Source organism: Luteimonas flava (assembly GCF_036584485.1).
Classification (GTDB): Bacteria; Pseudomonadota; Gammaproteobacteria; order Xanthomonadales; family Xanthomonadaceae; genus Luteimonas; species Luteimonas flava.
In genome coordinates, this window is record NZ_JAZHBM010000002.1 from 246,303 (window position 1) to 271,794 (window position 25,492).

29 protein-coding genes are annotated in these 25,492 nt (G+C 66.9%); 20 read left to right on the forward strand and 9 right to left on the reverse strand.

Annotated elements, in window-relative coordinates; all coding sequences use genetic code 11:
- Position 1: 1 nt before the first annotated feature.
- From sctQ to V3391_RS08140, 3 genes are read right to left on the reverse strand one after another with little or no spacing between them, the layout of a single operon-like run.
- The gene (gene sctQ / locus V3391_RS08130) at positions 2 to 1,066 is read right to left on the reverse strand and encodes a type III secretion system cytoplasmic ring protein SctQ (protein WP_332077940.1); all 1,065 of its coding nucleotides are present in this window, start codon (positions 1,064 to 1,066) and stop codon (positions 2 to 4) included.
- A complete protein-coding gene (locus V3391_RS08135; protein ID WP_332077941.1) occupies positions 1,059 to 1,655 on the reverse strand; it encodes a response regulator transcription factor in 597 nt (198 codons plus the stop codon). The genes sctQ and V3391_RS08135 overlap by 8 nt, the downstream gene beginning before the upstream one ends.
- A gap of 3 nt (positions 1,656 to 1,658) precedes the next feature.
- Complete coding sequence (locus V3391_RS08140; RefSeq protein WP_332077942.1) at positions 1,659 to 2,768, reverse strand: sensor histidine kinase; 1,110 nt, start codon at positions 2,766 to 2,768, stop codon at positions 1,659 to 1,661.
- Positions 2,769 to 2,837: 69 nt separating this feature from the next.
- Here V3391_RS08140 and V3391_RS08145 point away from each other — a divergent pair, with 69 nt between their 5' ends.
- The 11 genes from V3391_RS08145 (at position 2,838) to V3391_RS08195 (ending at position 12,507) form a co-directional block, all read left to right on the forward strand.
- Positions 2,838 to 3,263 carry a flagellar biosynthetic protein FliO gene (locus V3391_RS08145; protein WP_332077943.1) on the forward strand — a complete coding sequence of 142 codons (426 nt, stop codon included), beginning with the start codon at positions 2,838 to 2,840 and terminating at the stop codon, positions 3,261 to 3,263.
- A 276-nt stretch (positions 3,264 to 3,539) separates the two neighbouring features.
- On the forward strand, positions 3,540 to 5,594 hold the full coding sequence (gene sctV, locus V3391_RS08150; protein WP_332077944.1) for a type III secretion system export apparatus subunit SctV: 2,055 nt from the start codon (positions 3,540 to 3,542) through the stop codon (positions 5,592 to 5,594).
- An 84-nt stretch (positions 5,595 to 5,678) separates the two neighbouring features.
- Complete coding sequence (locus tag V3391_RS08155) at positions 5,679 to 6,938, forward strand: FHA domain-containing protein (protein WP_332077945.1); 1,260 nt, start codon at positions 5,679 to 5,681, stop codon at positions 6,936 to 6,938.
- Between the two features lie 67 nt (positions 6,939 to 7,005).
- On the forward strand, positions 7,006 to 7,329 hold the full coding sequence (locus V3391_RS08160; RefSeq protein ID WP_332077946.1) for a hypothetical protein: 324 nt from the start codon (positions 7,006 to 7,008) through the stop codon (positions 7,327 to 7,329).
- A gap of 36 nt (positions 7,330 to 7,365) precedes the next feature.
- A complete protein-coding gene (locus tag V3391_RS08165; protein ID WP_332077947.1) occupies positions 7,366 to 7,788 on the forward strand; it encodes a hypothetical protein in 423 nt (140 codons plus the stop codon).
- 61 nt (positions 7,789 to 7,849) lie between these two features.
- Entirely contained in the window at positions 7,850 to 8,596 is a 747-nt protein-coding gene (locus tag V3391_RS08170; protein WP_232150618.1) for a hypothetical protein, read from the forward strand.
- A 3-nt stretch (positions 8,597 to 8,599) separates the two neighbouring features.
- On the forward strand, positions 8,600 to 9,223 hold the full coding sequence (locus tag V3391_RS08175; protein WP_332077948.1) for a hypothetical protein: 624 nt from the start codon (positions 8,600 to 8,602) through the stop codon (positions 9,221 to 9,223).
- A gap of 24 nt (positions 9,224 to 9,247) precedes the next feature.
- On the forward strand, positions 9,248 to 9,919 hold the full coding sequence (locus V3391_RS08180; RefSeq protein WP_332077949.1) for a FliH/SctL family protein: 672 nt from the start codon (positions 9,248 to 9,250) through the stop codon (positions 9,917 to 9,919).
- A complete protein-coding gene (locus V3391_RS08185; RefSeq protein ID WP_332077950.1) occupies positions 9,916 to 11,274 on the forward strand; it encodes a FliI/YscN family ATPase in 1,359 nt (452 codons plus the stop codon). The genes V3391_RS08180 and V3391_RS08185 overlap by 4 nt, the downstream gene beginning before the upstream one ends.
- Complete coding sequence (locus V3391_RS08190; RefSeq protein WP_232138366.1) at positions 11,271 to 11,759, forward strand: hypothetical protein; 489 nt, start codon at positions 11,271 to 11,273, stop codon at positions 11,757 to 11,759. The genes V3391_RS08185 and V3391_RS08190 overlap by 4 nt, the downstream gene beginning before the upstream one ends.
- A 22-nt stretch (positions 11,760 to 11,781) precedes the next feature.
- Entirely contained in the window at positions 11,782 to 12,507 is a 726-nt protein-coding gene (locus V3391_RS08195) for a hypothetical protein (RefSeq protein ID WP_332077951.1), read from the forward strand.
- A 56-nt stretch (positions 12,508 to 12,563) separates the two neighbouring features.
- Here V3391_RS08195 and V3391_RS08200 read toward each other — a convergent pair whose 3' ends face one another.
- A complete protein-coding gene (locus V3391_RS08200) occupies positions 12,564 to 13,226 on the reverse strand; it encodes a GNAT family N-acetyltransferase (RefSeq protein WP_332077952.1) in 663 nt (220 codons plus the stop codon).
- Between the two features lie 200 nt (positions 13,227 to 13,426).
- Here V3391_RS08200 and V3391_RS08205 point away from each other — a divergent pair, with 200 nt between their 5' ends.
- The 7 genes from V3391_RS08205 (at position 13,427) to V3391_RS08235 (ending at position 17,195) form a co-directional block, all read left to right on the forward strand.
- Positions 13,427 to 13,648, forward strand: a complete 222-nt coding sequence (locus V3391_RS08205; RefSeq protein ID WP_232138363.1) for a hypothetical protein — start codon at positions 13,427 to 13,429, stop codon at positions 13,646 to 13,648.
- Between the two features lie 3 nt (positions 13,649 to 13,651).
- Positions 13,652 to 13,954, forward strand: a complete 303-nt coding sequence (locus V3391_RS08210; protein WP_332077953.1) for a hypothetical protein — start codon at positions 13,652 to 13,654, stop codon at positions 13,952 to 13,954.
- Between the two features lie 279 nt (positions 13,955 to 14,233).
- Positions 14,234 to 14,653: a hypothetical protein gene (locus tag V3391_RS08215; protein ID WP_332077954.1), complete on the forward strand. Its 420-nt coding sequence runs from the start codon at positions 14,234 to 14,236 to the stop codon at positions 14,651 to 14,653.
- A gap of 191 nt (positions 14,654 to 14,844) precedes the next feature.
- Positions 14,845 to 15,171, forward strand: coding sequence for a hypothetical protein (locus V3391_RS08220; RefSeq protein WP_133394710.1), 327 nt, complete (start codon positions 14,845 to 14,847; stop codon positions 15,169 to 15,171).
- Between the two features lie 247 nt (positions 15,172 to 15,418).
- Complete coding sequence (locus V3391_RS08225) at positions 15,419 to 15,694, forward strand: hypothetical protein (RefSeq protein ID WP_332077955.1); 276 nt, start codon at positions 15,419 to 15,421, stop codon at positions 15,692 to 15,694.
- Positions 15,695 to 16,414 (forward strand): hypothetical protein, encoded by a 720-nt coding sequence (locus V3391_RS08230; protein WP_332077956.1) that lies wholly within the window; start codon positions 15,695 to 15,697, stop codon positions 16,412 to 16,414. It begins immediately after the preceding gene.
- Between the two features lie 28 nt (positions 16,415 to 16,442).
- Entirely contained in the window at positions 16,443 to 17,195 is a 753-nt protein-coding gene (locus tag V3391_RS08235) for a DUF6683 family protein (protein ID WP_332077957.1), read from the forward strand.
- 64 nt (positions 17,196 to 17,259) lie between these two features.
- Here the strand turns inward: V3391_RS08235 and V3391_RS08240 are convergent, their stop codons facing one another.
- Both V3391_RS08240 and V3391_RS08245 read right to left on the reverse strand, forming a co-directional pair.
- A complete protein-coding gene (locus V3391_RS08240) occupies positions 17,260 to 18,744 on the reverse strand; it encodes a hypothetical protein (protein WP_332077958.1) in 1,485 nt (494 codons plus the stop codon).
- Between the two features lie 278 nt (positions 18,745 to 19,022).
- Complete coding sequence (locus V3391_RS08245) at positions 19,023 to 19,949, reverse strand: 5'-nucleotidase, lipoprotein e(P4) family (RefSeq protein WP_332077959.1); 927 nt, start codon at positions 19,947 to 19,949, stop codon at positions 19,023 to 19,025.
- Between the two features lie 115 nt (positions 19,950 to 20,064).
- Between V3391_RS08245 and V3391_RS08250 the strand changes: the two genes are divergently transcribed.
- Complete coding sequence (locus V3391_RS08250) at positions 20,065 to 20,721, forward strand: YceH family protein (protein ID WP_332077960.1); 657 nt, start codon at positions 20,065 to 20,067, stop codon at positions 20,719 to 20,721.
- A 6-nt stretch (positions 20,722 to 20,727) separates the two neighbouring features.
- On the opposite strand, the gene V3391_RS08255 is transcribed toward V3391_RS08250, so the two are convergent.
- Complete coding sequence (locus tag V3391_RS08255; protein ID WP_332077961.1) at positions 20,728 to 22,704, reverse strand: UvrD-helicase domain-containing protein; 1,977 nt, start codon at positions 22,702 to 22,704, stop codon at positions 20,728 to 20,730.
- A 79-nt stretch (positions 22,705 to 22,783) separates the two neighbouring features.
- Between V3391_RS08255 and V3391_RS08260 the strand changes: the two genes are divergently transcribed.
- Positions 22,784 to 23,401 carry a thymidine kinase gene (locus tag V3391_RS08260; protein ID WP_332077962.1) on the forward strand — a complete coding sequence of 206 codons (618 nt, stop codon included), beginning with the start codon at positions 22,784 to 22,786 and terminating at the stop codon, positions 23,399 to 23,401.
- A gap of 16 nt (positions 23,402 to 23,417) precedes the next feature.
- Here V3391_RS08260 and V3391_RS08265 read toward each other — a convergent pair whose 3' ends face one another.
- Both V3391_RS08265 and V3391_RS08270 read right to left on the reverse strand, forming a co-directional pair.
- Positions 23,418 to 24,041 carry a methyltransferase domain-containing protein gene (locus V3391_RS08265; protein ID WP_332077963.1) on the reverse strand — a complete coding sequence of 208 codons (624 nt, stop codon included), beginning with the start codon at positions 24,039 to 24,041 and terminating at the stop codon, positions 23,418 to 23,420.
- Between the two features lie 265 nt (positions 24,042 to 24,306).
- On the reverse strand, positions 24,307 to 25,317 hold the full coding sequence (locus tag V3391_RS08270) for a hypothetical protein (RefSeq protein WP_332077964.1): 1,011 nt from the start codon (positions 25,315 to 25,317) through the stop codon (positions 24,307 to 24,309).
- Positions 25,318 to 25,492 lie beyond the last annotated feature (175 nt).

Sequence of the window (25,492 nt, forward strand, 5' to 3'; positions counted from 1 at the left end):
ATCAGCTCCAGGACAGCAGGCGGACGCCCAGCGTATCGCCAACCGCGACCAGTTCGCCCTGTCCGGCGACGCGGCCGTTGGCGCGGATGGTGACGTTGGCGCCTTCGAGGTGCGCAGGCAGCGCGAACACGTAGCCCGGCTGCAGGCCGGCGATGTCCGACAGGCGCAGTTCGACCTTGCCCACGTCGAACTCGACCTCGACCGGCAGGCGGCCGGACGGATCCTCGACGGCGGGGGTGTCTTCGGTCTGCGGTGTTTCGGCGGCGTCGGTCTCGCTCATGCGGGGCGTCTCCTGGTGGCGGGGGCGTTGGGTGGGCGGACCGTCGATGCGCCATCCGTCCGGTCCGGATCGGACCGGCCAGCGCAGACCGACGGCATTGGCGTGCAGCGGGGGCATCTTGACGTGTCCGACGACGATGACGTCGCCGGGCCGCAGACTCTGGACGTCGGCGCGTGTCAGCGGCGGCGCCAGGATCGCGATCGTCGCGACCGTCGGCAGCTGGCGCCAGTGCCCCGGATCGATCGGCGGACGCGGATCGGCATCCGTACGGGCGAACAGGGCCTGCAACCAGGACGCGGGGGCGCGCAGCGCGCCACTGACCGCGGCGCCGCCATCGGCGGGCGTGAAATCGAGGTCCAGCCAGATGACGTCGCTGTCGGGGGCGGTCACCGGCGCATCGGGCAGCGGCAGCAGCGAGGTGCCGAGCGCGTCGCTGATCTGCACCAGCGTCGTCTCGTGCATCAGGCTCCAGGCCAGCACGCGCGCGCGGCCGCGCCGGTCCTGCCAGTGCAGGCCGTCGTCGTCGACGCGCGGCGACGACGCGAGCTGCAGCGCAAGCCGGGTGCCGTCGGCGTCGAGTTCGAACACGCCGCCGTCGAGGGTCGCGACCGCGGGCGATCGACCGCTGCGCAGCCGCAGGATGCCGGTCGGCGTGGTCCATTGCCGGGCACGCGCATGCAGGCCGCGCAGCACGTCGGCCTGGGTCGGCGAGAGCCGCGGCAGGCGCTCGCGCAGCGGCGCGTGCGAGGACCCGTGCGACAGGGAAACCGCGTTCGCGTCAGCCATGGCCCAGCGCCACCTTCATCAGTTCGGGGAGGGATCGCACTCCGAGTTTGCTCATCATGTTGGCCCGATGCAGTTCGACGGTCTTGATACTGATGCCGAGGATGTCGGCAATGATCTTGTTCGGTTTGCTGGCGACGACGAGATCCAGCACCTGCCGCTCGCGCGGACTCAGCTTCGCGAGCGCGGCGCCCTGCGGCGAGCCTGCCTGCGCACGTTCGCGACTCAGTGCGTTGCGGATCGAGTCGACGATGGCATCGTCGCTGAAAGGCTTCTCGAGGAAGTTCGACGCGCCCTTGCGCATCGCCTCCACCGCCAGCGGCACGTCGCCGTGCGCGGTCACGAATATCAGCGGCAGCGTGGAGCCACGGCGCAGCAGTTCGTCCTGCAACTGCAGGCCGCTCATCTCCGGCATGCGGATGTCGGACACCAGACACTCGCCGTCGCCGTGGCGGGTGCTGTCGAACACGGTGAGGAAGGCCGCGCCGGATGCGAACGCGCGGACCTCGAACCCCGCGGTCTCGAGCAGCCAGGCCGTGGAATCGCGGAAGCCGTCGTTGTCGTCGACGAGATAGACACAGATGCCGGTCACGCGTCAGATCCTCCTGTCCGGGGTCGGTAGCGTGAACCCGAACACGCTACCGCCGCCATCCCTGGCCTCGAAGAACAGCCGGCCTTCGTGGTATTCGATGATCGAACGGCAGATCGCCAGGCCGATGCCCAGTCCGTCCGACTTGGTGGTGTAGAACGGCGAGAACAGCTGTTCGCTTTCGGCCTGGCTCAGGCCGGGGCCGCGGTCGCAGACGCGCACCTCGACGTCGCCGTCCAGATTCACCCGTGCCTCGATGCGCAGGCCGCGCTGCGCGGCAGGCACTTCGCGCATCGCCTCGATCGCGTTCTTGACCAGATTGAGCAGCACCTGCTCGACCATCACCCGGTCGGCGTAGACCTGCGGCAGTTGCGGTGCCAGCGCGAGTTCGACACGCAATTGCAGGCGTTCGGCCTCCAGGCGCAGCAGTTCGAGCACGGTGTCGACGATCAGCGGCAGGTCCTGGGCGTCGCGCCGTGGCTCGCGGGCGCGGACGAACTCGCGGACGCGCGCGATCACCGCACTGGCGTGTTCGGCCTGGGTGCGCGCGGCCTGCAGGGCGCGTTCGACCTGCACCGGCCCGCCGGCCTGGTCGACCAGACGCAGGCTGCCGTTGAGGTAGTTCACGATTGCCGCGAGCGGCTGGTTGAGCTCGTGCGCGAGCGTCGCGGCCATCTCGCCGACCGACATCATCCGCGAGGTGAACAGCAGTTTTTCCTGCTGCGTCTTGTGCGAATCCAGGGTCTCGATGCGTTCGCTGATGTCGACCGCGGTCAGCAGCGCCAGCGCACGGCCGCCGCAGTCGAGGTCGCGCCAGTGCAGCGCATACCAGCGCCCGCTGCCGGGCGCGCGGACTTCCTCACCCCGGGCCTCGCCGGTGATTTCGCCGTACAGCGTCGCCAGCAGCGCATCGCGCTGGGCATGGCCGGGCAGGGTGCCCAGATCGCCTTCGAACCGGCAGTTGGCGGCGACCCGCACACCGGTGGCGCGGTCGAACGCGGCGCAGGCGAACGGCACCGCCTCGAGGACTTCGGTCAGCGCCTTGGCGCCATCGTCGGTGGCCGTGGCGGCAGTGCGCGCCGGGCCCGCGCGCCGGGTTCCGGTCGGCGGCGTCATGCGATGCGCGACATCGTTTGACTGCTAACGTGACGGCGCACCAGCAGGGTGTCCCTTCCGCGAGAACCCATGATCCGCGTCGCCCGACTCCGCTCCGCCCTCATCGTCCCCGCCGTGCTGCTCGCCACGACCGCAGAAGCGGCCGCCGCGCCCGCCCGTACGCCGAGTGACTCGTTCGTCGGGGAGTTGCTCGCCATCGTCATTCCACTCGTTCTGATCATCGCGGGCCTGCTGTTCCTGCTCCGGCTGGTACGACGGCGGTACGGATTGTCGGGGACCGATGCCCCGTTGACGGTGCTGCAGATTCTGCCTGTGGGACCCCGGGAGCGCGTGGTGCTGGTCAAGTCGCGCGCCGGCCGGGTGTTCGCGATTGGCGTGGGGGCGCAATCTGTGACGTTCATTACAGATCTCGATACCGAAGATCTGGAAGCCCCCGCGTCGGCGGCCTCCCTGGCCACTTCGCATTCACTGTCCAATATCGACGGTGATCGTTAAGTCCCTGTGACGCTTGGGTTTTTATCCGGCGACACCCGGAACGGAACCGTTTTCACACCGATTCGACACTTTGGCTGGAACCTCCTTGCAACATCGAATTGACCTGTACATAACATAGGCCGACTATCGTACAGGGGCACAATGTGACGCACGAGGGCAGGGGCTTATGCGCCGAATGGACACCAGAGTGTGTGGATCTGCCGTTTCCGGCGCGCGTCTCCGTATGCGTGCCCGTGACTGCGTGATGCGTGTCCGTCCGGCGATGGGGGTGGCCTCGTGAAGGCCTTTCTCGCCACCCTGACCGGGGCGCCGGCCGGCGCAGCGCCGCGCGCCAAGCTGGGCTACAGCGACATCATCCTGGCCTTCGCCGCGGTGACGATCATCAGCGTGATGATCCTGCCGCTGCCGCTGGTGATCATCGACACCCTGGTCGCGGTCAACATCTCGATCGGCTTCGGCCTGCTGCTGCTGGGCATCTACATCCCCACGCCGGTGGCGTTCTCCAGCTTCCCCAGTGTGTTGCTGCTGACCACGCTGTTCCGGCTGGCGATCTCGATCGCGATCACCCGGTCGATCCTGCTGCACGCCGAGGGCGGTCACATCGTCGAGACCTTCGGCACGCTGGTCGCCGGCGGCAATCTGGTCGTCGGCATGGTGGTGTTCCTGATCATCACCGTCGTCCAGTTCATCGTCATCGCCAAGGGCGCCGAGCGCGTGGCCGAAGTCGCCGCCCGCTTCACGCTGGACGCGATGCCGGGCAAGCAGCTGTCGATCGACTCCGATCTGCGCGCGGGCCTGATCGACAAGGACGAAGCGCGTCGCAAGCGCCGCCTGCTGGAGACCGAAAGCCAGCTGCACGGCTCGCTCGACGGCGCGATGAAGTTCGTCAAGGGCGATGCCATCGCCGGCATCGTCATCATCCTGATCAACCTGCTCGGCGGTCTGGCGATCGGTGTGCTCCAGCGCGGCATGCCGCTGGCCGAAGCGACGCACGTCTACAGCATCCTGACGATCGGCGATGGCCTGGTGTCGCAGATTCCGGCGATCCTCGCGACGATCGCCGCCGGTCTGGTGGTCACGCGCACCACTGGCGAGATCGACGACCGTCATCTGGGCGACGCGATCACCCGGCAGGTGTCGAACCAGCCGCGCGTGATCCTGATCACCGGCATTCTCGCGCTGCTGATGACGCTGGTGCCGGGTTTCCCGTGGCCGGTGTTTCTGGTGCTGGGTCTGGGCCTGCTGACCTTCAGCGCTTACCACTACCGCTACCAGTTCGAACTGCTGCGCCGCCTGTTCCGGGTGACCGACGAAGAAGTGGTCGCCGACGTGCATGCGTCGGTCGATCACGACGATCTGGCGCCGCCCGCGCCGCTGCAGCTGCAGGTCTCGCCGCTGCTGGCGCAGTCGATGGGTGCGCACAATCTCGAGGCGCGCGCAGTCGACATCGCCCAGCGTCTGCGCGAGGAATACGGCGTGCCGGTGCCGGTGCCGTCGCTGCGTATCGTGTCGACCTTCGGCGAGGACGAGTACCGTCTGACCGCGTTCGGCGCACGTATCGCCACCGGTCGCCTGCGCAGCGATGCGATGCTGCAGCCGCAAGCGGCGACCGCAGCGAATGCGAACAAGCTGCCCGGCTTCTACCCGGCCGTGGTCGCGGGCGAATGGGTACAGAGCGGCGAAGGCACACAGCCGCCGCTCGAAGTGCTCGGTGCCCATATGACCGCGGCGATCCGCCGGCGCATGGGTGGTTTCCTCGGCATCCAGGAGACTTCGAACCTGTTCGCCAAGATGCAGCGCGACTATCCGGATCTGGTCAAGGAGATGCTGCGCGTCGTCGCGCCCCAGCGCGTGGCCGATGTGCTGCGTCGCCTGTCGGAAGAAGGCGTGCCGGTGCGCAACCTGCGCGATGCGTTCGAGGCGATCACCGATGTCGGTGGCCGCGAGAAGGACGTGGTGCTGTTGACCGAATACGTCCGCGTCGCGCTCAAGCGCGAGATCGCGGATCGCTATTCAGATGCGGAACGGACGCTGCATGTACTGTTGATCCATCCGGAACTCGAGGACAAGTTGCGGCAATCGGTCCGCGTGGCGGGCGGTGCCAGCCAGCTTGCGATCTCGCCGGAACTGGCCGGTCGTCTGGGCAACGAGGTGCGTGCGCACCTGGGCCGTCAGGCGGCAGGCGTCAAGCCGGTGCTGCTGTGCTCGCTGGATGTGCGCCGGCACCTGCGCAAGCTGATGGAGGTCGATTTCTTCGATCTGCCGGTGCTGTCGTACCAGGAACTCGCACCGGACCTGCGCATCGTGCAGGCGGGCCAGATCAATGCATGACCGAGTCGCATCATTTAGGGGCGTGCGCGCCGTCTTCGCCGGAGTTCCGGCGGCAGATGCCGTGCAGGCGATGAGAGGACTGACATGACCGAACATACCCAACACCAGTCGAACAACGTGCTGCGCATCGTCGATGGCCTGCATGCCGGCGCCAGCCGCGTGCTCGCCGACGAAGAGATGATCCTCGTGGGCAGCGGCGAAGACTGCGACATCGTGCTGGCCGACGACGCCGTCGCGGCGCACCATGCGTTGATCAGTCTCGTCGGTGGCCGCTTCCTCGTCCGTGCGCTCGATGCGCCGGTGAAGGTCGGCGCGCAGGACATCCATCCCGGCGATCCCGTCGAACTGTCCGCGGTGCAGCAGGTGCGCATCGGTGACGCCGTGATTGCCTTCGGTCGCGAGAACGATCCGGCGTGGGACGAATTCGTCACGGTATTCGCACCGAACGACGAGGAGCAGGCGCCGCGCAACGGCTTCGTGCGCAAATTGCCGTGGATCGGCGGCATTGCCGCGCTGTCGCTCGCGTCCCTGGCGATCTTCGCGGCCGTGCTGCCCGCGCCCGACCAGGGCCCTGACCAGCGTGAGCGTCTGTCTGCGCTGCTGCAGGAACACCGCGTCACCAACGTGCAGATCACCGATGCCGCCAAGGGCGGCGCCACGGTGACCGGCGCCGTCGACGACAGCGCCACGCTCGAGCGCCTGCGCAACCAGGTGCGCGCCGAGAACATCGACGCGACCTTGCAGATCCGCACCGGCGAACACATCGCCGGCGATGTGGCCGAGATGTTCCGCGGCCAGTCGATTCCGGTGCAGGCGCGCTACGTCGGCAACGGCGATGTCGAAGTCGTCGGCGACTTCAAGGACGGCGCGGAGATCCAGCGCCTCGCGCAGTCGCGTGCGATCGCCGACATTCCGGGCGTACAGCGCATCCTGCCCCGCACGCCCACCGGCCTGCTGTCGCAGGGCGAGGCGGAACAGCCGCAGGCGCCGCCGGAGGCGCACATCGTGCAGATCGTGCGCGGCGAGAATCCGCATCTGCTGTCGTCCGACGGGCAGCGCTTCGTCACCGGCGAGATGATTCCCGGCAAGGGCAAGCTGATCTCGATCGGCGAGTTCGCCCACGTGCTCGGCGCCAACGGGGAGCTGACCAAGGTCATTCCCGGTCCGGCGCCGACGCCCGAGGAAGACGCCGCTGCAACGGCGACCGCAGAGGCTGGCGCCCAGGGCGCGGAACCCGGTGATCCGCGTTTCGCTTCGGTGGTCGCCAACGTCAACACCGGCAACCGGATCGCACAGGTACCGGTGGGCGATCCGGCGCGCGCGCCCGCATCGTCGAACCACTGAAGTCGTACGCAGTTCGAATCGAATCCAACGCTGTATCCACTTTCAGACCGTCGCAAGGAGTAATTCCATGACCACGATTTCCAACGATCAGATCGGCAGCTTCATCGGCCGCGCTTCGATGCAGGGTGACAACGGCGTCCGCAAGGGCGGCGGTGGTGCGAGCTCGTCGAGCTGGTATGAAGCCATGTCGCGCGCGTGGGGCCAGACCCTCGACCAGCAGGCGACCAAGATCACCAATCTCTCCGACGTCATTGGTCAGGGTGGCGATCAGCCCTCGAACGTGGTCCAGCTGACCGCCGAGAGCCTGCGTATGCAGTTCCTGTCCAACAACGCCTCGACCTCGCAGAACAGCGTCGGCCAGGCACTCGAGACGCTGGGCCGCAAGCAGTAAGCGACTCCCGCAGACAACAGCAGCAAGGAGAAGATCATGGTCGACGCGATCCAGGCCGTTGGGCTCGAAGCCGCGGCACAGGGGGCATCGGGTGCCGGCGCACACTCGCCGGTCGCCGCCGCGTACGAGGTCGGACAGTTCTCGCAGGCGATGGACCGCGCAGGCGCGAGTTCCGCCGCTACGGCGAACGCGCCGCAGGGCGTTGCCAGCACCGGTGCATCGGAGCCGTCCGAAGGCATGCGCATGGTGATGTCCGCGATGGACAACCTCAACGGCGGCGCATCGAGCATCCAGGACCTCGCCAAGACGATGACCCAGAACTCCGGCGAACTCACGCCGGGTCAGGTCATCGAGATGACGATGAAATCGCACCACTTCCTGTTCCAGTGCGAGATGACTTCGAACGTCGCCAACCGGACGTCCGACGGCATCCAGCAGCTGTTCCGCCAGCAGTCCTGATCGAGAGGTGACCGGCATGCGCGTTTCGAATCTCTGCGTATCCAAACGATGGTCCGCGTGGATGGGCATGCTGCTCGCCTGCCTGCTGCTTGCCGGTTGCGGCGGTACTGCGCTTTACAGCGCCGTGGACGAGCGTCAGGCCAACGAGATGATGGGCGCGCTCATCGGCTCGGGCATCCAGGCGCAGAAGAAGCCGTCCGCGACCAAGGTGGGCTGGGACGTGTTCGTCTCCGAGGGCGACATTCCGCAGGCGATGGCCGTGCTCGGCTCGCGCGGTCTGCCGCGGCAGAACTACCAGAACCTCGGCGACATCTTCAAGAAGGAAGGCTTCGCCTCGTCGGCCACCGACGAGCGCGGCCGGTATCTGCACGCGTTGCAGCAGGAAATCACCCAGACGCTGACGATGCTGCCGGGTGTCGCACAGGCACGCGTGCATCTGGCACTCCCCGAGCGTGATCCGCTCGGCGGCTCGAACGGCAAGACGTCGGCCGCGGTGTGGATCTTCGAGCAGCCCGGCGCGAACGTCCGCGACCGCGAGGCCGACATCAAGATCGTGGTCAAGGACGGCGTCGAGGGCCTGACCGACATCAACCAGGTCTCGGTGAAGTTCGTTTCGATGCCGGCGCCGCCGGAAGCCACGTCGTCGACCGGCACCGCGATGGCCCTGTCGGCCGTGAGCCCGATGGCGATCGTCATCGCCGCGCTGGTGGTGGCCTTGCTGGCCGTCGCCTTTGCATTCGCCGGTCGCCTGAAGGCCCGCAAGCCCGTCGCCGCCGAGAAGGCCCCGCCGGCACGTTGGCAGGGCTGATCCATGTCGCTGGATGTGCTGCTCGCCGAGGTCGATCCGCGTTGGCACGGTGCCGGCGGAGACGATCTGGACGACGCGCTGTTGCAGCGCGCCCGGTCCAGCCGTCTCGGCCGCCGGCTGCTTGCTGGTGCGCTCGCGGACGGGCCGGCCGCGCACCTGCTGGCACCATCGCCGGACGGATTCTCCGGTCTGGTGGCACGCTGGAATCGTGCGCGGCTGAGCGGGTTGCATCGCGATCTCGGCGTGCTGGCCTACGCGCCGGCGATCCGCGCGGAGGTCGGGCGCGACGCGGTCAAACGCATCAAGGCCGTACTGGGCAGCAGTTACCTGTTGGCACTCGACCGCAGCGTCTGGGACGCGAAGGTCGATGCATCGCTGCAGGGTCGGCTCGCGTCGGCGCTCGCCGACGCACTGGCGAGCGGTGACGCCTTCGGCCCGCGTCTGTTCGAAGCGCTGGAGCTGCAGGGCCGCGCGGAATTGCAGGCATGGGCGCGCCAGCGTGAGCCGGCGCTCGCCGACTGGGCGCAACTGGTCTATCCACCGGCTGAACTGCCGCGGGCGCATCTGCCGGAGAAGCCGTTGCTCGTCGTCCACACGCATCACCAGAATCGCGCCGTCGCCGCCTGATCCACTTCCCGCTCCGGAGCCTGCATGCCGACCCCAGACGCCGCTTCCGCCACGCCCGCCCGACGCGCGCCCAACGCCGCCGTGGTGTTCGAACGTCGCGAGTTCCGTCGCGGCGTGTCCGCGCCGATCGTGCGTGCCGCGGAGTGGCAGTCGCTGGCCGAGCTGGACACCTTGCTCGCGCGGGTCAATGCGCTCTACGACGAGGCGCAGGCCGAAGTGCAGAAGGCGCGTGAGCAGGGTTACGCGGAAGGCTTCGCGGAAGGCCTGGAGCGCGTGAAGCAACAGATGACCGAACAACTCGCGTCACTCAACGAGCGCCGCGCGCGCGTACTGGGTGACGCGGTCGGCCGCATCGGCGATCTCGCCTGTGCGATCGTCGCACGCATCGCACCGGACTTCGATGCGTCCACCGTCGTGCCGACGCTGGTGATGCGCGCGGTCGAATCCGCGCAGGCCGAACAGTTCCTGATGATCCGCGTGCATCCCGATGCACGCGAAGGCGTGGAGCAGGGTCTCGGCGCGGTGCGCCAGGCGCATCCGGGCGTCGGCGTGATCGAGCTGGTCGACGACGAGAGTCTGGATCCGCTGAGCTGCGTGGTGGTCTCCGAAGCCGGTGAAGTCCGCGCCGGCGTCAGCCAGCAGATCGAGGCGATCCGCACGGCGTTGGCGCAGGCGAGCGCGGTGGCGAACACATGAATTCGGGACCGACCCTGTCGCTGCTCGACGATCTCGGCGCCGGCGCGGTCGCCAGCGATCCGCTGCTGCATGCGCTCGGGCAGGTCCAGGCGATCGAGCGCGTGGGCCGCGTCAGCGAGGCCTACGGCACCCTGATCAAGGCGACGGGTCTGCGCGCGGCGATCGGCGAACTCTGCTATCTGCGCAATCCCGGCGACGGCGATTTCGAACTCGCGGCCGAAGTGGTGGGTGTCGCGCGGCAGCACACGCTGCTGACGCCGCTGGGCCCGCTCGACGGCATCGCCTCGACGACCGAGGTTTACGCGACCGGCAAGCAGGCATCCGTGCCGGTCGGCGAGGGACTGCTCGGCCGTGTGCTCGATGCACACGGCGCGCCGATCGACGGCAAGGGGTCGCTGGGCGCGACCGTCGACGCGCCGATCTATGCCGCGTCGCCCAATCCGCTGTCGCGCAAGCTGATCGACCGGCCGTTTTCGACCGGCGTCCGCGCGATCGATGCGGTGATGACGGCGGGCGAAGGACAGCGTATCGGCATCTTCGCCGTCGCCGGCGGCGGCAAGAGCACGCTGCTGGGCATGCTGGCCCGCGGCGGCGATGCCGATGTCAACGTCATCGTGCTGGTCGGCGAACGCGGCCGCGAGGTCAACGAGTTCATCAGCGACAACCTCGGCGCCGAAGGTCTGGCGAAGTCGGTCGTCGTCGTCGCCACCTCCGACCGGCCCGCGCTCGAGCGCAGCCGCGCGGCGTGGGTGGGCACCGCGATCGCCGAGCATTTCCGCGATCAGGGCAAGCGCGTGCTGCTGCTGGTCGACTCGGTCACGCGATTCGCGCGTGCGCTGCGCGACGTGGGCCTCGCCATCGGCGAACCACCGGCGCGGCGCGGTTTTCCGCCCTCGGTCTTCAGCGAAATGCCGAAGCTGTTCGAACGCGCGGGCAACAACGACAAGGGCTCGATCACCGCGTTCTACACAGTGCTGGCCGAAGACGAAGACGGCGGCGATCCGATCGTCGAGGAAGTGCGCTCGATTCTCGACGGCCACATCGTGCTGTCGCGCAAGCTGGCCGCGGCCTACCACTACCCGGCGATCGACGTGCTGACCAGCCTCAGCCGCACGATGCCGCGCGTGGTCGACAAGCCGCATCTGCGCGCTGCCGGCCAGCTGCGCAAGTATCTGGCCAAGCACCAGGACATCGAGCTGTTGCTGCAGCTCGGCGAGTACAAGCGCGGCACCGACCCCGACGCCGATATCGCGATCGAGAAGATCGGTCCGATCCGCAATTTGCTGCAGCAGTCCGAACACGAACTCGTGCCGTTCGACACCTCGTCCGGCGCACTGCGGAAGCTGTTCGGATGAAACGCTATCCGCTCCAGACGCTGTTGCAACTGCGCGAACACCGCACCGAAGCGGCGCGTCTGGTGGTGCTGGAGAAGCAGCGCGCGCTGCAGCAGTGCATCGAAGCCTGCACGCGTGTGCAGGGAGAACTGACGGGTCTGGAGCGCGACCGCAGCGGTCATCGTGCGCGTCTGCTCGATCCGCCGCCGTCCGGCGTGCCCTGGCCCGCCGCGCTGACGCAGCGCGAGGCGCATATCGATCTGCTCGGCGAGCAGATCGTCGGTGCGCAACAGCGCCTGTCGAAGGCCCAAGAGGCTGTGCGGCAGGCCGAGACCGTATTGCAGGAGGCGCGCGATGCGTTCTTCCGCGCCAAGGGGCGGCAGGACGCACTGGAGAAGCGCCGGGATCTGTGGAAGCGCGAGCAGCGCGGGCTGTTCGAGCGGCAGGAAGAGGCGACCAACGAAGACCTGATGCAGGCGCGCTACATGGCGGCGCGGCAGCAGTAGTCACGGACACGAGGAGACGACGATGAGCGTGCAGCGCAACGATTCCGCATCCAGACCGCCGGACCAGGCCGCGCGCAACCGGCAGGTCGACCGCGAAACCAAGGCCGACGCCAAGGACACGCCGCCGCGGGAGCGTGTAGACCAGTTCCGCTCGATGATGCAGCAGGCCCGCGGCGACATGCAGGGTCTGCAGGGTGAGTCCGAACTCTCGAGCGGCGGTCTGCTGCAGGGGGAGGGCGAGCTGAAGGAAGGCGAGATGGCGGAGCTGGCCAGCCAGCAGGAAGCCGCCAAGTCGCGCCAGTCGCTGACCGACGTCGTCGATGCGCGCACGTTCCGCCAGCAGCACGACAACGGCTTCGGCAGCCTGCATACCCCGGGCATGGAATCGGCGGCGATCCTGCAGGCGCAGATGGCGTTGCGCGATGGCGCGCCTGCGGCTGCGCCCGCCGCTGCGGCGTCCAATGCCGGCCAGCTGTTCGACATGATGGAAAAGCACGTGCGACAGATGGCGGTGCACGATGCCCGCGATCCGGGCGGCGATGGGCAAGTGCTGCTGCGGATGTCCGACGCCACGTTGCCCGGCACCGATCTGCTGCTGAGCAAGAGCGCCGACGGCTGGGTGCTGCGCGCTGACAGCCGTTCGCGCGAGAGCTTCGATGCGATCCGCGAAGCAGGCCCGCAGCTGGCCAAGCGTTTCGCCGAGCAGAATCTCGGCACGCTGACGATCGATCCGCACTACCACAGCTGACGCATCCGTCGCCGCGCCGCCTCCGAGCGGTGGCGCGGCGGCCTGTCCCACACGCATCACTCCTGTGGAGATTCCTCGTTCCGCGCGCCGGCCCGCCGCGGTCGCAGGCCGTGCCAGTCCTCGCGCGCCAGGCGGAAGCGGCGCGCCGGATTGCCGAACTGTTCGCCGGTTTCGATCTCGTCGAACCCCAGGCGCAGCAGCAGCGGCGGTACCGACCGGTTCTCCGGCGCGCACTGCGCGATCAGCGCGGGCAGCTGCAGCGTTTCGAATGCGTGCGTGCACAGCGCCGCGCCACCTTCGATCGCGTAACCGCGACCCCAGGCAGACGGCAGCAGCCGCACGCCGATCGCGACGTCGCCCGCATCGCCACTGGGCGTCAGCGAGAACAGTCCGATGAAGCGACCCGAGCGCTCGCGTGTATGCCACAAGCCCAGGCCCGGCCGCTCGCGATACAGCTTGTTGGCCCAGACGACCAGGCCCATCGCATCGTCGAGCGTGGCGATCGGATCGTCGAGCAGCATCCGCGTGACGCGTTCTTCGCGGCCAAGCTGCAATAGATCGATCACGTGGCGGAACGCGAATCCATGCAGTCGCAGACGTCGCGAGCGCAGGTGTTCGTCAGTCGGATAATCACGCCCTTCCGCGGGCAGGTCGTCGCGGGAGAACGCAGGTGGCGTGGGAACTGCTACATCGACAGATGCGGTCGGTTTCGTCGGCATGCGCCTGTTATAGCGCGCTCGATCGCGATCGCGTGGAGAGCGCGTGAGCTAGGGCGGACCCTAGATGGGGTACGACCTAGCTGTCTCGGCGATGCGTTGGGAAGACACTGCGTCTGTAGTCGCGCAAGTCATTCATCCAGGTAGAGACGGCGCGCACAGATTCAAGTGTTGTTTTCTCTTCAATCCAAAGGAGTTTCATCATGTCCAGCGACGTCTTCTCCGGCATCGGATCTCTGATCGGCACCGCTTTCGGTGGCCCTCTCGGCAGCATCATCGGCAATCTTCTCGGTGACCTCGTCGGTCAGCTCTTCGATTCGGCCCTCAGCGGCCTGTTCGACGGTCTCGGCCTGCCGCAGTCGGCACAGGATGCCGTCACCGAAGGCTTCAAGGGTGGCTTCAACATCAACTTCGGCGGCAAGTAATCCATGCACGACCAGCAGGCCCAGCGACAAGCGTGGATCGACGGTCTTGCCCAGCTCCGGCAGCAGGGTGCGATCGATGCGGATGACGAGAACACCCTCATCCGGCATATGGACGAACGTCTTGAAGCGGTGCAACTCGAACTCAAGGCACTCGTGCCCGAGTACGAAGAGCGCAGCGAACGCGATGGCAGGGAAGCCGCGGATGCCTGGTTGGGCGAACGCTCCCGCGAGATGGGTGAGCGTGAGGGTGCGGATGCAAGGCGGATGGTGGATTCGTTGACCTCGGTCCAGACCCCCGCCACCTGAGCACTGCCCGCTCGCCCTGTGATCGTAGTGCTGTATCGAAGAAGCCTGCAGGCCACACCTGCAGGCTTCTTTCGTTATCTATGCCGATGTCGCGTTCCTAGGGCCTGACCTAGATGCGGTGAACGCCTTGGAGCGGCATCATCGGCGCAGGCGGTTGCCGCAGCCGCCGTCCACGAAGGCTTCATCATCCAGGCTGCAGCCTGACGCAACCGTATCCGCGATACGACCCGAAGCAGACGATGCCCGGTCGGATTGCACTCAAGAAGGGAGTTCGAGCGCATGTCGTCATCCGCATCCAATCCGTCCACCGATTTCAAGGCACTGCGCGCGTCGCTGCTCGAGCGTTTCGAAACGGAACTTCGCGAGCAGCGCGACATCGACGCCGCAAGCCGCGAAAGCATGCTGGCCCAGATGGAACAGTCGCTCGACAACATGTCCTCGTTGCAGGACCCCACCGATGCGTCGCAGATTCGCGCGAGTCTGGCGCAGACGCTGGGTGTGCTGCATGCCAGTGGTCTGGTGGACCAGGCAGGCAGCGAAGAAGTCGAGCAGGCCTTCGCCGAAAGCTATTGCGTGTTCGACAATCCCGGCGTCAAGCGTGCCCTCGAATTCGCGCGCATTTCTCGCGAACAGGGTGAAGAGGCGGCGCGTGGATGGCTGGCCGCGCAGGAAGGCGGCAACGCACGCACTGCGGCATGAACTGAATAGAGGAATCGGCGCATTTCTAGGGTACGCCCTAGTTGCCGGTCCCCAGCGCGACGAGCAGGATTGATCCATCAGCGGTATGTGGCTCGAATCTCCTGATTGCAGCAGACGCAATGCGCAGCGGAATCGGCCCATCGAACGGATTCATGTGTTTTCCAAAACTTTGAAACCCAGGAGATAGTCCAATGAGCGTCAACTTCGAAGTGAATCTGCAGATCGCCCAGGCCGGCCTCGACAGCATCAGCGGCGAGGGCAAGGGTGGTAAGGGTGAAAGCTGGCTGGTGGCCATCGCCAAGGCGATGGGCAGCATCCTCGGCGAGAAGGCCCAGAAGCTCAACGATCTCAGCGAGAAGCTGAACGGCCTGACCGGCAAGGATGACGCGCAGGAATTCAGCGCCACGCAGACCGAGTTCCAAGCCGAATCGCAGATGTTCAACATGCTGTCGAACACCATCTCCACCGCGATCAAGTCGATCGGTGAAGGTCTGGCAGCGAACGCCCGCAAGCAGTAATCGGGCGGTTGCGATACCGGAGGGCAGGTGCTTGGCACCTGCCCTTCTTCGTTTCCGGTGGGGCGGTGTATGTCACGACATCGTGCTGACATATGTCGCGCGAGCATCCGGCCGGGGTCCATCCAGGAGAAACGCCATGACACGTTCAAGATCCGGAGTACCTGCACAGCAGCGGGCCATAGGTCCGCGGCGGACAGGCCGTCTGGCAATGGTGTTGCTGTGCGCCTCGGCGCCTCTTTCGTTGGCGATGGCCCAGTACGATCCGGGCGCCACGCTCGATCTGGGCATGGGATACGGGCAGAACGCCCTGTCGCAATCCGCGATGCGCAATACCTCCGAGAATCTGCGCGATTCCGAACGCGGTAAAGATGCCGATTACGCCGGCAGCGGCAAGTCGCGTGACGCACACCTGGCGGAGCTGCGCGGCGAGTATGCGCGGCGCGTTGCAGCCGATGGCGTCGCCAGCGCGAATGCGTGGGCCTCCGAGATGGGACGGCGCGACGCGCGCGCCGAGCGCGATTGAATGCGGTGGTCGATGCGTTTCAGCGGCCTTGCGCTGTTCCTGATGGGATTCGGATTCACGACGGGCTGTTCCGGCAGTTCTGCGGAGTCCGCAGCGACGGGCGCCGAGGTCGAAAACGCTGACGTTGATCCGGAGCGACTCGACGCGGATTTCATGAAGGCCTATCGCGAAGGGTTCTCCGCAGGAGAGTCGGTGCCCGCGGCGCGTGGCGAGGTTTCCAGCGCGCGCGAAACGGATGTTTCGGGAATCGACGGTGACTTCGTGGCCGGTTACTCACAGCTGACCAGCTTGCCCGTGCACGATGTTGCGACATTCGTCGGATCGGGCGATGCGGACGCGTTGCTGCAGGCGCGCTACCGGGTGAGCGGGCTGACCCGGGGCGAGTTGATCCCGGCCAACGTGTTGTTGTTCGTCGCATCCTGGGAGGCTTACGACGGATCACGCGCATCGCCCGAGCAGGTGCGCGGGTTGAAACAGCAGATGCAGTCGCTTTGGACCAAGGGCGCTGATTTCGAACGTTCCCCCGAAGGTCAGCGACAGCGCCGGCTCTACGAATTGTTGGCAGCGGTTCTGATGCGCGAGAACGCGCGTGTCAGGCAATCCGGCGACGCAGGCAGCATCGCTGCGTTCCGGGAAACAGTGCGCGAGGATTTCCTGCGCCAGTCCAACAACGATCTCGCGCTCTATACCCTGACCGGCGACGGATTCGTCGAACGTTGAGCGGTCGTCGCAGCAGGTTCCGCTCGACATGCGGGGAGCGAAATCCCGCATGCAGATTTCAGATCACAGGAGTTCCGCCATGACCGAGATGCATCGTGCGACCGCCCGTTCCCGTTGGATCGTCTGGACGTCAGCGCTTCTGTGCGCGTGCGCATTGGCGACATCGGTCCACGCAGCCGACGGCGACGCAGCGGTGCAGCGCGCGTTGCAGCAGGCCATTTCCCGACCTGCACCCGCGCAGGTGGATGCGCAGGCTGTGGAGACGCTGTCGTTCCGCCGCGACGCGGCAGTCAGCGCGCGCGTGCAGCAGGAAACGATCCGCGCCTTCGGACGCAATCCGCAGCAGGTGGCGGATCTGGAGAAGGTCATCGGCTCGGGCGAGATGCTGCGCGAGTTCGACAAGATCCTGCGCCGCTACGGTTACGACCCGACCAATCTCGGCGATGTGCTGGCGGCACACTTGTTGATCTCTTGGGAGGTGGTCAACGACCGCGATTCGCGCCAATCGCCGGCCGGCCAGCGGGCAGTGCGGCGGCAGTTGATCGGACCGCTCGCGGCTGTCCCGGAGGTCGCGGAAATGTCGGATGCGGCGAAGCAGGCGCAGGCCGAGCGGACCGCCTATCTGACGATGGTCTCCGCGCTGACGTATCAGACGCTCAAGCGTGACGGTAACCGTCAAGCACTGACTGCGCTGTCGGCGAGCGTGCGCCAGGGCCTGCAGGGCAACGGTGTGGATCTGCAGCGCGTCACGCTCGGCGAGGGGGGGCTCGTCACGCGCTGAAGAGCGGTAGATCGAGGCAGAAGAAGGGCGCCGCATGCGGCGCCCTTTTCTTGCGGAGCAGGCACTAACGACGGATCGGATCGGGTGGTGGCCGTTGCGCACGCATGAGCTGTCGACCCAGCCACCAAGCACCGAGAGCGGCCAGCAGTCCCGCCCATGCGAACTCGCCCGTCCAGCGACGCAGTGTGGGCGCGGCGGGCAGTTCGCCGAGGCTCAGCAGGAAGCTGACGAGAACGAGGCCCAGGCATCCATAGGCCACGATCGCGAGCACCCAGAACATCTGCTGGAAGACCTTGGCGACCTGGCGCGGCGTGTCGTCGTCGTAGGGACGCATGAGATGCAGCCGGCCTTGCGCGGCCGCGAGCATCCACTGGCCTAGGTCCTGCGCGCCGACCTTCATGCGTCCGCGTCGACGCAGGCCAGGTCCATCCAGCGTGTAGGTGCCGGCGCCCGTCAACTCGGCGCGGACCGGGCCACCGGCATCGAGCGAGGCCGTGCCAGCAATGGGACTGCCGGACACCTGCGCCTGCGGATTGCCGGCGAGCTGTTGTGCGACCGGCGCCTGCGCCACGGTCGTGGCCAGCGGTACAGCTGCGAGCAGGGCGGCGCCTTGCGGTGCGCTGGGCACGTTGGGCTGCACGGGCGGCTGTGCCTGTTGCGGAACCCCCGCACGATCCGCGGCCGGGTTACCGGCTGTCGCAAACGCGGCGTCCGTCCGCGCAGGCTGCGCCTGCTGCGGAGCGGGTGGTGACGACGCCTGTTGCGCCAGCGTGCTGGCGCTCTGCGGCTGGGTCGGGGCGGGCTGTGACTGCAGTGGCTGGGCCATGGCCTGCGCAGAGGTCGCAAGCTGCTGCGCGGGCACGGCCTGCGACTGCGCCAGTGTCTGCGCAGGGGCGGATTGCATCGAGCCCGTCGGTTGCGGGGTGGACGAGGCTTGGGTCGCAACCGGGTTCGTCCCTTGCGAAACCGCGGTCGGTGCGCCGGGCAGCGCATTGGCGACCGTGCGCACCACGTTCGCTGCGGTGTTGACGACATTGCCTGGCAGGTTGCCGAGGCCAGGCGCATTGCCCAGGCCGGGCGGAGCGCCCGTCGCGGCGCCGGGCGACGGCAAATTGGGTGGCAACGCGCCCGGCGTCGGTCCTGGCGGACTCAGGATGTTGCGAAGCGAGGTTGTGACGCTGTTGAGGACGTTGCCTGCGGTGCCGATCAGTCCGCCACTGTTCGCCTGCGGTGCAGGCGCCAGGTTCCCAGCGCTGCCGGCATTGCCTGAGAACGGCAGAGGCGGCGGTGCGATCGAGAGGCCTCCCGGCAGATTGATGGTGGGCAGCCCGGCGGGCGTCTGGCCCGCTGCGGCGTTGCCAGCCGCCGGCTGGCCAGCGCCGAGGTTGGCGCCTGGAAACATGCTCTGCGCCTGCTGCTGCGGCATCGTCTGCATCTGCTGGCCGAAGTTCGACCGAAGCGCCTGGAATAGACCGGGCACCAGACCGGGCCCGCGTGAGGACGAGGCCGAAGACGAGAACAATCCGAGCGGATCGGGAAGGAGTGACACCGTTGCCTCCGGGGGCTGGATGGCAGGCGGAAAAAGTGGGCCGGCGTCCGCTTCGATGACGGCTTGCCCGAGGGTAGGCGTCGCGAGGCGCCATCACACCCTGGGGTCGACCCTAGATTGCGCCGTTCTGGGACCGCGGTCGCACCATAAAAAAAGGGAGACTTGCGTCTCCCTTCAAGCCGGCAGAGCCGGAGGACTATGGTGTGGCGAACGCAGGCTACCGCGTCCGGATACCTGATGCAACACTTGAAATAGTATGTTGCAAGTGATTGATTCGATTAGTTCGCCAGTTCCAGTGCGTTGCGCTTCGATTCGCGACGGGCGCCCGTGGGCTGATCCCAGGCGTTGTTGAACTGGGCCGGTTCCCAGCCGCCGTAGCTCGGATTGGCCAGCATCCACCAGCGCTCGCCGAACCAGTCGCCGTAGGTGTCGAGCAGCTCGCCACGGGCGTCAGGTGTGTTGGCGAGGATGTCGACGAAGTCGCCCAGCTGGTCGCCGAACTGCATCAACACACGGTAGTCGCGGCCGGCCAGGCGGCGGCGGCAGGTCTTCTCGGTGCCGTTCTGCTCGCAGTTCTCCACGAACGTGCCCAGCCCGAGGAACACGCTCTCGTCCTTCACCGGCAGGCCTTCGGCGCGCAGGTTCGCGAGCGTCGCCTCCTGCAGATGCTGGGCGCGGTTGGACAGATACAGGATGGTCACGCCCTTGGCCTCGGCCGCCTTGGCGAACTCCAGCACGCCCGGCACCGGCTTGGCCTTCTTCTCGGCGACCCACTGCGCCCAGGTGACTTCGTCGTACTCCAGACCGTTCTGGATCAGGCGCGCCTGGTAGGGGGAGTTGTCGAGCACGGTCTCGTCGATGTCCATGATCACCGCCGGCGGCAGCGCCGTGGCGTCGCCGATCAGCTCACGCTCTTCGGGCACCAGCGCATCCCAGTTCTTCTCGGCCAGCGCATCGTCGAGGTGATCGGCGGCGGCGCGGAAGATCGACAGGCTGTTGGCGCGGTACTCCTCCGAGCGCTGGATCCACAGCACCGCGTTGAGGTTGTCGCTGGGATCGGTGGCGGCCGGCGCCTGCGCGGCTGGAGTAGTCGGCGTTGCTTCTGCAGCGGCATCTGCCGGCGCGGTCGCAGGCGTCGTCGGCTTGCAGGCGGCCAGCAGCAGCGCGCTGGCGAGCAGGGTGAGGGCGGGTGCGTTCAGGCGCATGGGCGGGTCCGTCGTCATCGTGTGAACACGCGAGTTTAACGGCCGCGATCGCCGTGAACATGACAGGCCGGCATGGGGGGCGCATCCTGTCGCCCCCTTCGAGGCTGGAATTCCCATGGACGAGCAGGCGCAGGACCCGGACCGCTGGCCCCGACTCACCCCGATCGAGGCGCGTGTGCTCGGCTGCCTGGTGGAGAAGCAGGCAACCACGCCCGATGTCTATCCGCTGACCGTCAACGCCGCGCAATCGGCGGCGAACCAGAAGACCGCGCGTGATCCGGTGATGTCGGCCTCGTTCGGCGACGTGCAGCACGCGCTTCGGCAACTGGAAGGCCACCGTTTCGCGCGGCAGTCGTTCTCCTCGCGCGCCGAGCGGCACGAGCACGTACTGGGTACGGCGCTGGATGTCCCGCAGCCGCAGGTCGTGTTGATCGCGCTGCTGATGCTGCGCGGCGCGCAGACGCTCGCCGAACTGGTGACGCGCAGCGAGCGCATGCACCCCTTCGCCGATGCCGACGATGCGCGCCATCATCTCGAGCGTCTGGCCGGCAAGGGGCTGGCGGTGCGCATTCCGCCGCCCGCCGGACGCCGCGAGGACCGCTATGCACATCTGCTGTGCGGGCCGGTCGATGTAGCCGCCATCGCCGCGGCTGGTCCCGCCCGAGAATCCACCGGCGACGCGAGTCTGGCGGCGCGCGTCGACGCGCTCGAGGCCGAGGTCGCCGCATTGCGCGAGGCGCTCGACACCCTGACGGCGCGTCTGCCCGGCTGAGCGGAATCAGCTGTCGAGCAGCGCGCGGATCGCGGCGAACCCGTGGTCGGCGCGTTCGCGCTTGCGGGCCGCGTCGGCGACCGGATCGGCGCCGTCGCGTTGCACTTCGGCCGCGGGCAGTTCCTCGAAGAACCGGCTCGGCGTGAGCCGCAGCTTCTGGCCCCAGCGCTGGGTCTCGCGCGGATGGCTCAGCCACAGCTGCTCCTTCGCGCGGGTGATGCCCACGTAGAGCAGACGCCGTTCCTCGTCGATGCGGCCCTCGTCGATGCTCGACTCGTGCGGCAGCGTGTTGTCGTCCATGCCGATGATGAAGACGTAGCGGAACTCCAGCCCCTTGGCCGCGTGCATGCTCATCAGCCGCACCTGGTTGCCGGGATCGCCCTTGTCGGCGTGGCTCAGCAGTGCCAGCTGCGAGGCGAGTTCGCCAGGCCCGGCGCCACGTGCGCCTTCGAACCAGTCGGCCAGTTCGTTGAGGTTGCCCGAGCGGATCCGGAACAGCTCGTCGCTCTTGCACTGAGCCTTGAGCATCGCGATCAGCCCGGAGCGCTCGTTGAGTTCGCGCACCAGTTCGCCGGCCGGCAACCGGCGCGCGTCCTCGCGCAGCCCGCGCAACACATCGCCGAACTCGCTGAGCGCATTCGCCGCGCGCGGCGGCAACTGCTTGAGCAGGCCCATCGATTCGATCGCACGCGACATCGGCATGTCGGCCGCACGTGCGAGTTCCGACAGTCGCGCCAGCGAGGTCTGGCCGACGCCGCGCGCCGGTGACTGCACCGCGCGCAGGAACGCCGAATCGTCGTCGGGGTTGGCCAGCATGCGCAGCCAGGACATCGCGTCCTTGACCTCGCCGCGATCGAGGAACGCCGTGCCGCCGCTCAGGTGATACGGCACGCGCAGCAACTGCAGTGCCTTTTCCAGCGGGCGCGAGAGATGGTTGCTGCGGAACAGGATGCAGAACTCGCTCCATTCCACTTGGCGCGAGGACTGCAGGAACTGGATCTCGCCGGCCACCTTCTCGGCCTCGTGCGCGCTGTCGCGGCACTCCCAGATGCGGATGCGCTCGCCATCGGCCTGCGCGCTCCACAGCGTCTTGGGATGTTCGTGCGGATTGTTGGCGATGAGTGCGTTCGCCGCGCGCAGCACGCGGTTGCTGCAGCGGTAGTTCTGTTCGAGCTTGACGATGCGCAGGGTCGGATAGTCCGTGCCCAGCGCGGTCAGGTTTTCCGGATTCGCGCCGCGCCAGGCGTAGATGCTCTGGTCGTCGTCGCCCACGCAGGTGAAGTTGCCCTTCGGCCCGGCGATCGCCTTGAGCAGGCGGTATTGCGCGTCGTTGGTGTCTTGGCACTCGTCGACCAGCAGATAGCCGATCCGCTCGCGCCACGCGTCGCGCGCGTCGTCATCGGATTCGAGCAACTGGACCGGCAGACGGATCAGATCGTCGAAATCGACCGCGTTGAATGCGGTCAGGCGCTCCTGGTAGCGCGCGTACAGCGCCGCCGCCTCGAACTCTCGCGCGCTGATCGCCACCGCATGCGCCTGTTCCGGCGAGAGGCCGGCATTCTTCGCCTTCGACACCAGGCCCTGCAGCAACTGGATCATGTCCGGCTTGACGCCCGGCAGGAGATCCTTGATCTGCGACGCGCTGTCGTCGGCATCGAAGATCGAGAACCCGCGCCGCAGCCCGAGCTTGGCGTGGTCGATCTGCAGCATCTTCAGGCCGAGCGCGTGGAAGGTGCAGATCGTCAGCCCGTCGGCCGCATCCCCGCGGATGCGCTTGGCGATGCGCTCGCGCATCTCCTTGGCCGACTTGTTGGTGAACGTGATCGCCGCGATCCGCTTGGCCGGGTAGCGGCCTGACTGGATCAGATGCGCGATCTTCTCGACGATCACGCGCGTCTTGCCGCTGCCCGCGCCGGCGAGCACCAGCAACGGACCTTCGATGTGGCCGAGGGCCGCAGCTTGTTGGGGGTTGAGACCGTGCATCGGGACCACTGGATTCAGCGATGCGCATTGTAGCGGCCGGACCTCTGCCGGGCCTGAAGGCCGCCGGTAGAATGGGCCCATGGCCAAGCTGTACTTCTACTACTCGGCGATGAACGCCGGAAAGACCACGACGCTGCTGCAGAGCGCGCACAACTACCGCGAGCGCGGCATGCGCGTCGCGTTGCTGACCCCGCGGCTCGACCATCGCGCGGGTGTGGGGCGGGTGGCGTCACGGATCGGGCTGTCGGCCGATGCGATCGCGTTCGATCGCAACGACGATCTGCTCGCGCGCATCCGCGCGCTGGTCGACGGCGACGGCAGCCTGCATTGCGTCCTCGTCGACGAAGCCCAGTTCCTGTCGCAGGCGCAGGTGTGGCAACTGTCGGAAGTCGTCGACGCGCTGCGGATTCCCGTGCTCTGTTACGGGCTGCGCACGGACTTCCGCGGCGAGCTGTTCGAAGGCAGCCGGCATCTGCTGGCCTGGGCCGACGAACTGACGGAGATCAAGACGATCTGCCACACCGGCAAGAAGGCGACGATGACCGTGCGCGTCGACGAGCAGGGCTATGCGGTGCAGGACGGCCCGCAGGTCGAGATCGGCGGCAACGAGCGCTACGTGTCGGTGAGCCGCGCGGAGTTCAAGCGCATCGTGCGCGGCGAAGGGCGGATCGAGCCGGTGCAGCCACCGTTGCTCTGATCTAGGCGCGAAAGCCTCACTTGGCTTCGCTGGGCCCGAGATCGTGTCCGCCGTGGGATGGCCGTGTCGTGCCCAACCGGCTGCGCAGCATGCGGCGGGACAGGCTGAGGATGAGATAGCGTGCGAGGCGGTGGCGCCAACCGGCGCCGGTAACGCGGAAAACGCCGACCGTATCACCCCAAGGTGCACTCTCCGGATCCTCATCCGGCTGCCAGTCCGTCGTGATCTCAAGGCTCTCGGCACCGCCCCAGCGCGCCAGCGCGTCGAACCCGTCGGGATAGAAGCGCCAGCAGTCGACTGGATAACGGTGCTCGGGACCGCGGGACGGGGCGATCATCAGGATCAGGCCTCCCGGCTTCACGACGCGGATCATCTCGAGCCAACTGACCCAGAAGAAATCCATGTGCTCGAGGGCCTGACCCGAGAGCAGGACATCCATCGAAGCGGTCTTGAAGGGCAGACGGTACGGGGAGGTCATGACGATATCGACGTTGGGGCCCGGCTCGAGGTCCACACCCGTGTACTGCCACCTCGTGTCGCCGATCAGATCCTTGTAGCTTCCGTTGACGTCATAGCTTCCGATGTCCGCAATCGTCAGGCCGAGAGCGGGGTCCAGATAGCGCGACAGGACGTCTCGCATGTGACGCATTGAACTCGTGTGCATACGTGCGGGATCCTTGGCGGCTGCGCGGAAAATCCAGGGTCGACACGCGTGCGTGTGGTGCGTAATCGCCGGCCGACGATTATGGCAGCGTTCCAGGAAGGCGACAAAAGCCGCTCGGAGTACAGCACCGAAGCGTCTCGCGGCGGCCCATGTGCCCGATGCCCGGCAGTGAGGTCAGACCCGCGGACGCAGAAACGGGCGCACGATCTCGTGCGCCCGTTTCAATGAGGCAAGCTAGGCTTCAGCGGCCGGGAACACGGCAGCACGTTGCATCAACGCGGTAACCGAGCAGCCCTCCCAACACACCTGCCGTCACGCTGCAGGTCCAGCCGTTCGGACGACCCGTGCCGTCAACGGTGGGATGCGAGCTGGCTACGGTCAATCCGATGGGCCCGCCACAGGCGCCGCCTGTCGACGTGTAGCCCGCCGGGCAAGTCGCGGAAGGGTTGAGAGACCCGTTCAGCAGGCTGCCCGTCTGCGTCTGCACCATGCAGTCCAGCGCTGTGGCTGGCGGCTCCATGTAATAGCCGTACACGTCAACGACGAAATCGGTTTGGGATGTCGAGAAGGTCGAGAACTGTGTCGGGCAACCGGGGCGGCAGAGTTTGAGCGCGATGTTGTTGGCGACGTCGGATTCACTGAAATTGAGCGATGCCGCGTTTGGTTGCGGCGTGTCGGAAGGGAAGACGGTCAGGTAGCCAACAGACTGGACCGCGTTGACTGCAACGACGTTTGCAACGAGAGCGGATGCATTTTCCGGAATGTTGCAGTTGGTCGTTGCACCGCCCTGGGCGGTGAAGTCACCTGTCGTCCAGCCGCTGAAACTGCGCGTGCCCATCGCCGGAATCGGGCCGCCGACGACACGGGTATCGACAATACGACAGGGCGGAAGCGGAGTGAACACGAGACTGTTTTCGGTGGAGCCAAGCTGCAACGGTCGGACATCGTTACGATTGGATGCCGAGCTCCCGCCGAACAGTGCCCCGGACATGCTGTCGAACGTCGGCGCAGCAGCGGCGCGGCGAAGGTTGTCGATGTCGGACGCGCTGAAGGTGCCCATCATCAGCTCGGTCCATTCATTCGCGGAGATGCCATAGCGCCGCTGGATCTCGCTCCCCCAGCGATTTGATATCGTCGCGGCATATCGCGCTTGCTCGACGACGTTGCTCTTGTTGGCTTCACGCGGCGCGGCAATAGCCAGTGTCGAGAATGATGCGCAGGCAACCAGTACCAGAGCAGTGATTCGTTTCATGCATGCGATCTCCATTCGGACGTTGCGACCAGGAATTCACGTTGCAGGCGCGACAGGGATCACATTCGCACCCGACGTTCCGATACAAGCATGTGCTTTGAGAAACGGGCTATGAGAGTTTTCTGAAAGCTGCCTGAGGTTGCCGGTGAGTCCAACCGATTCCTGCACCAGAGCG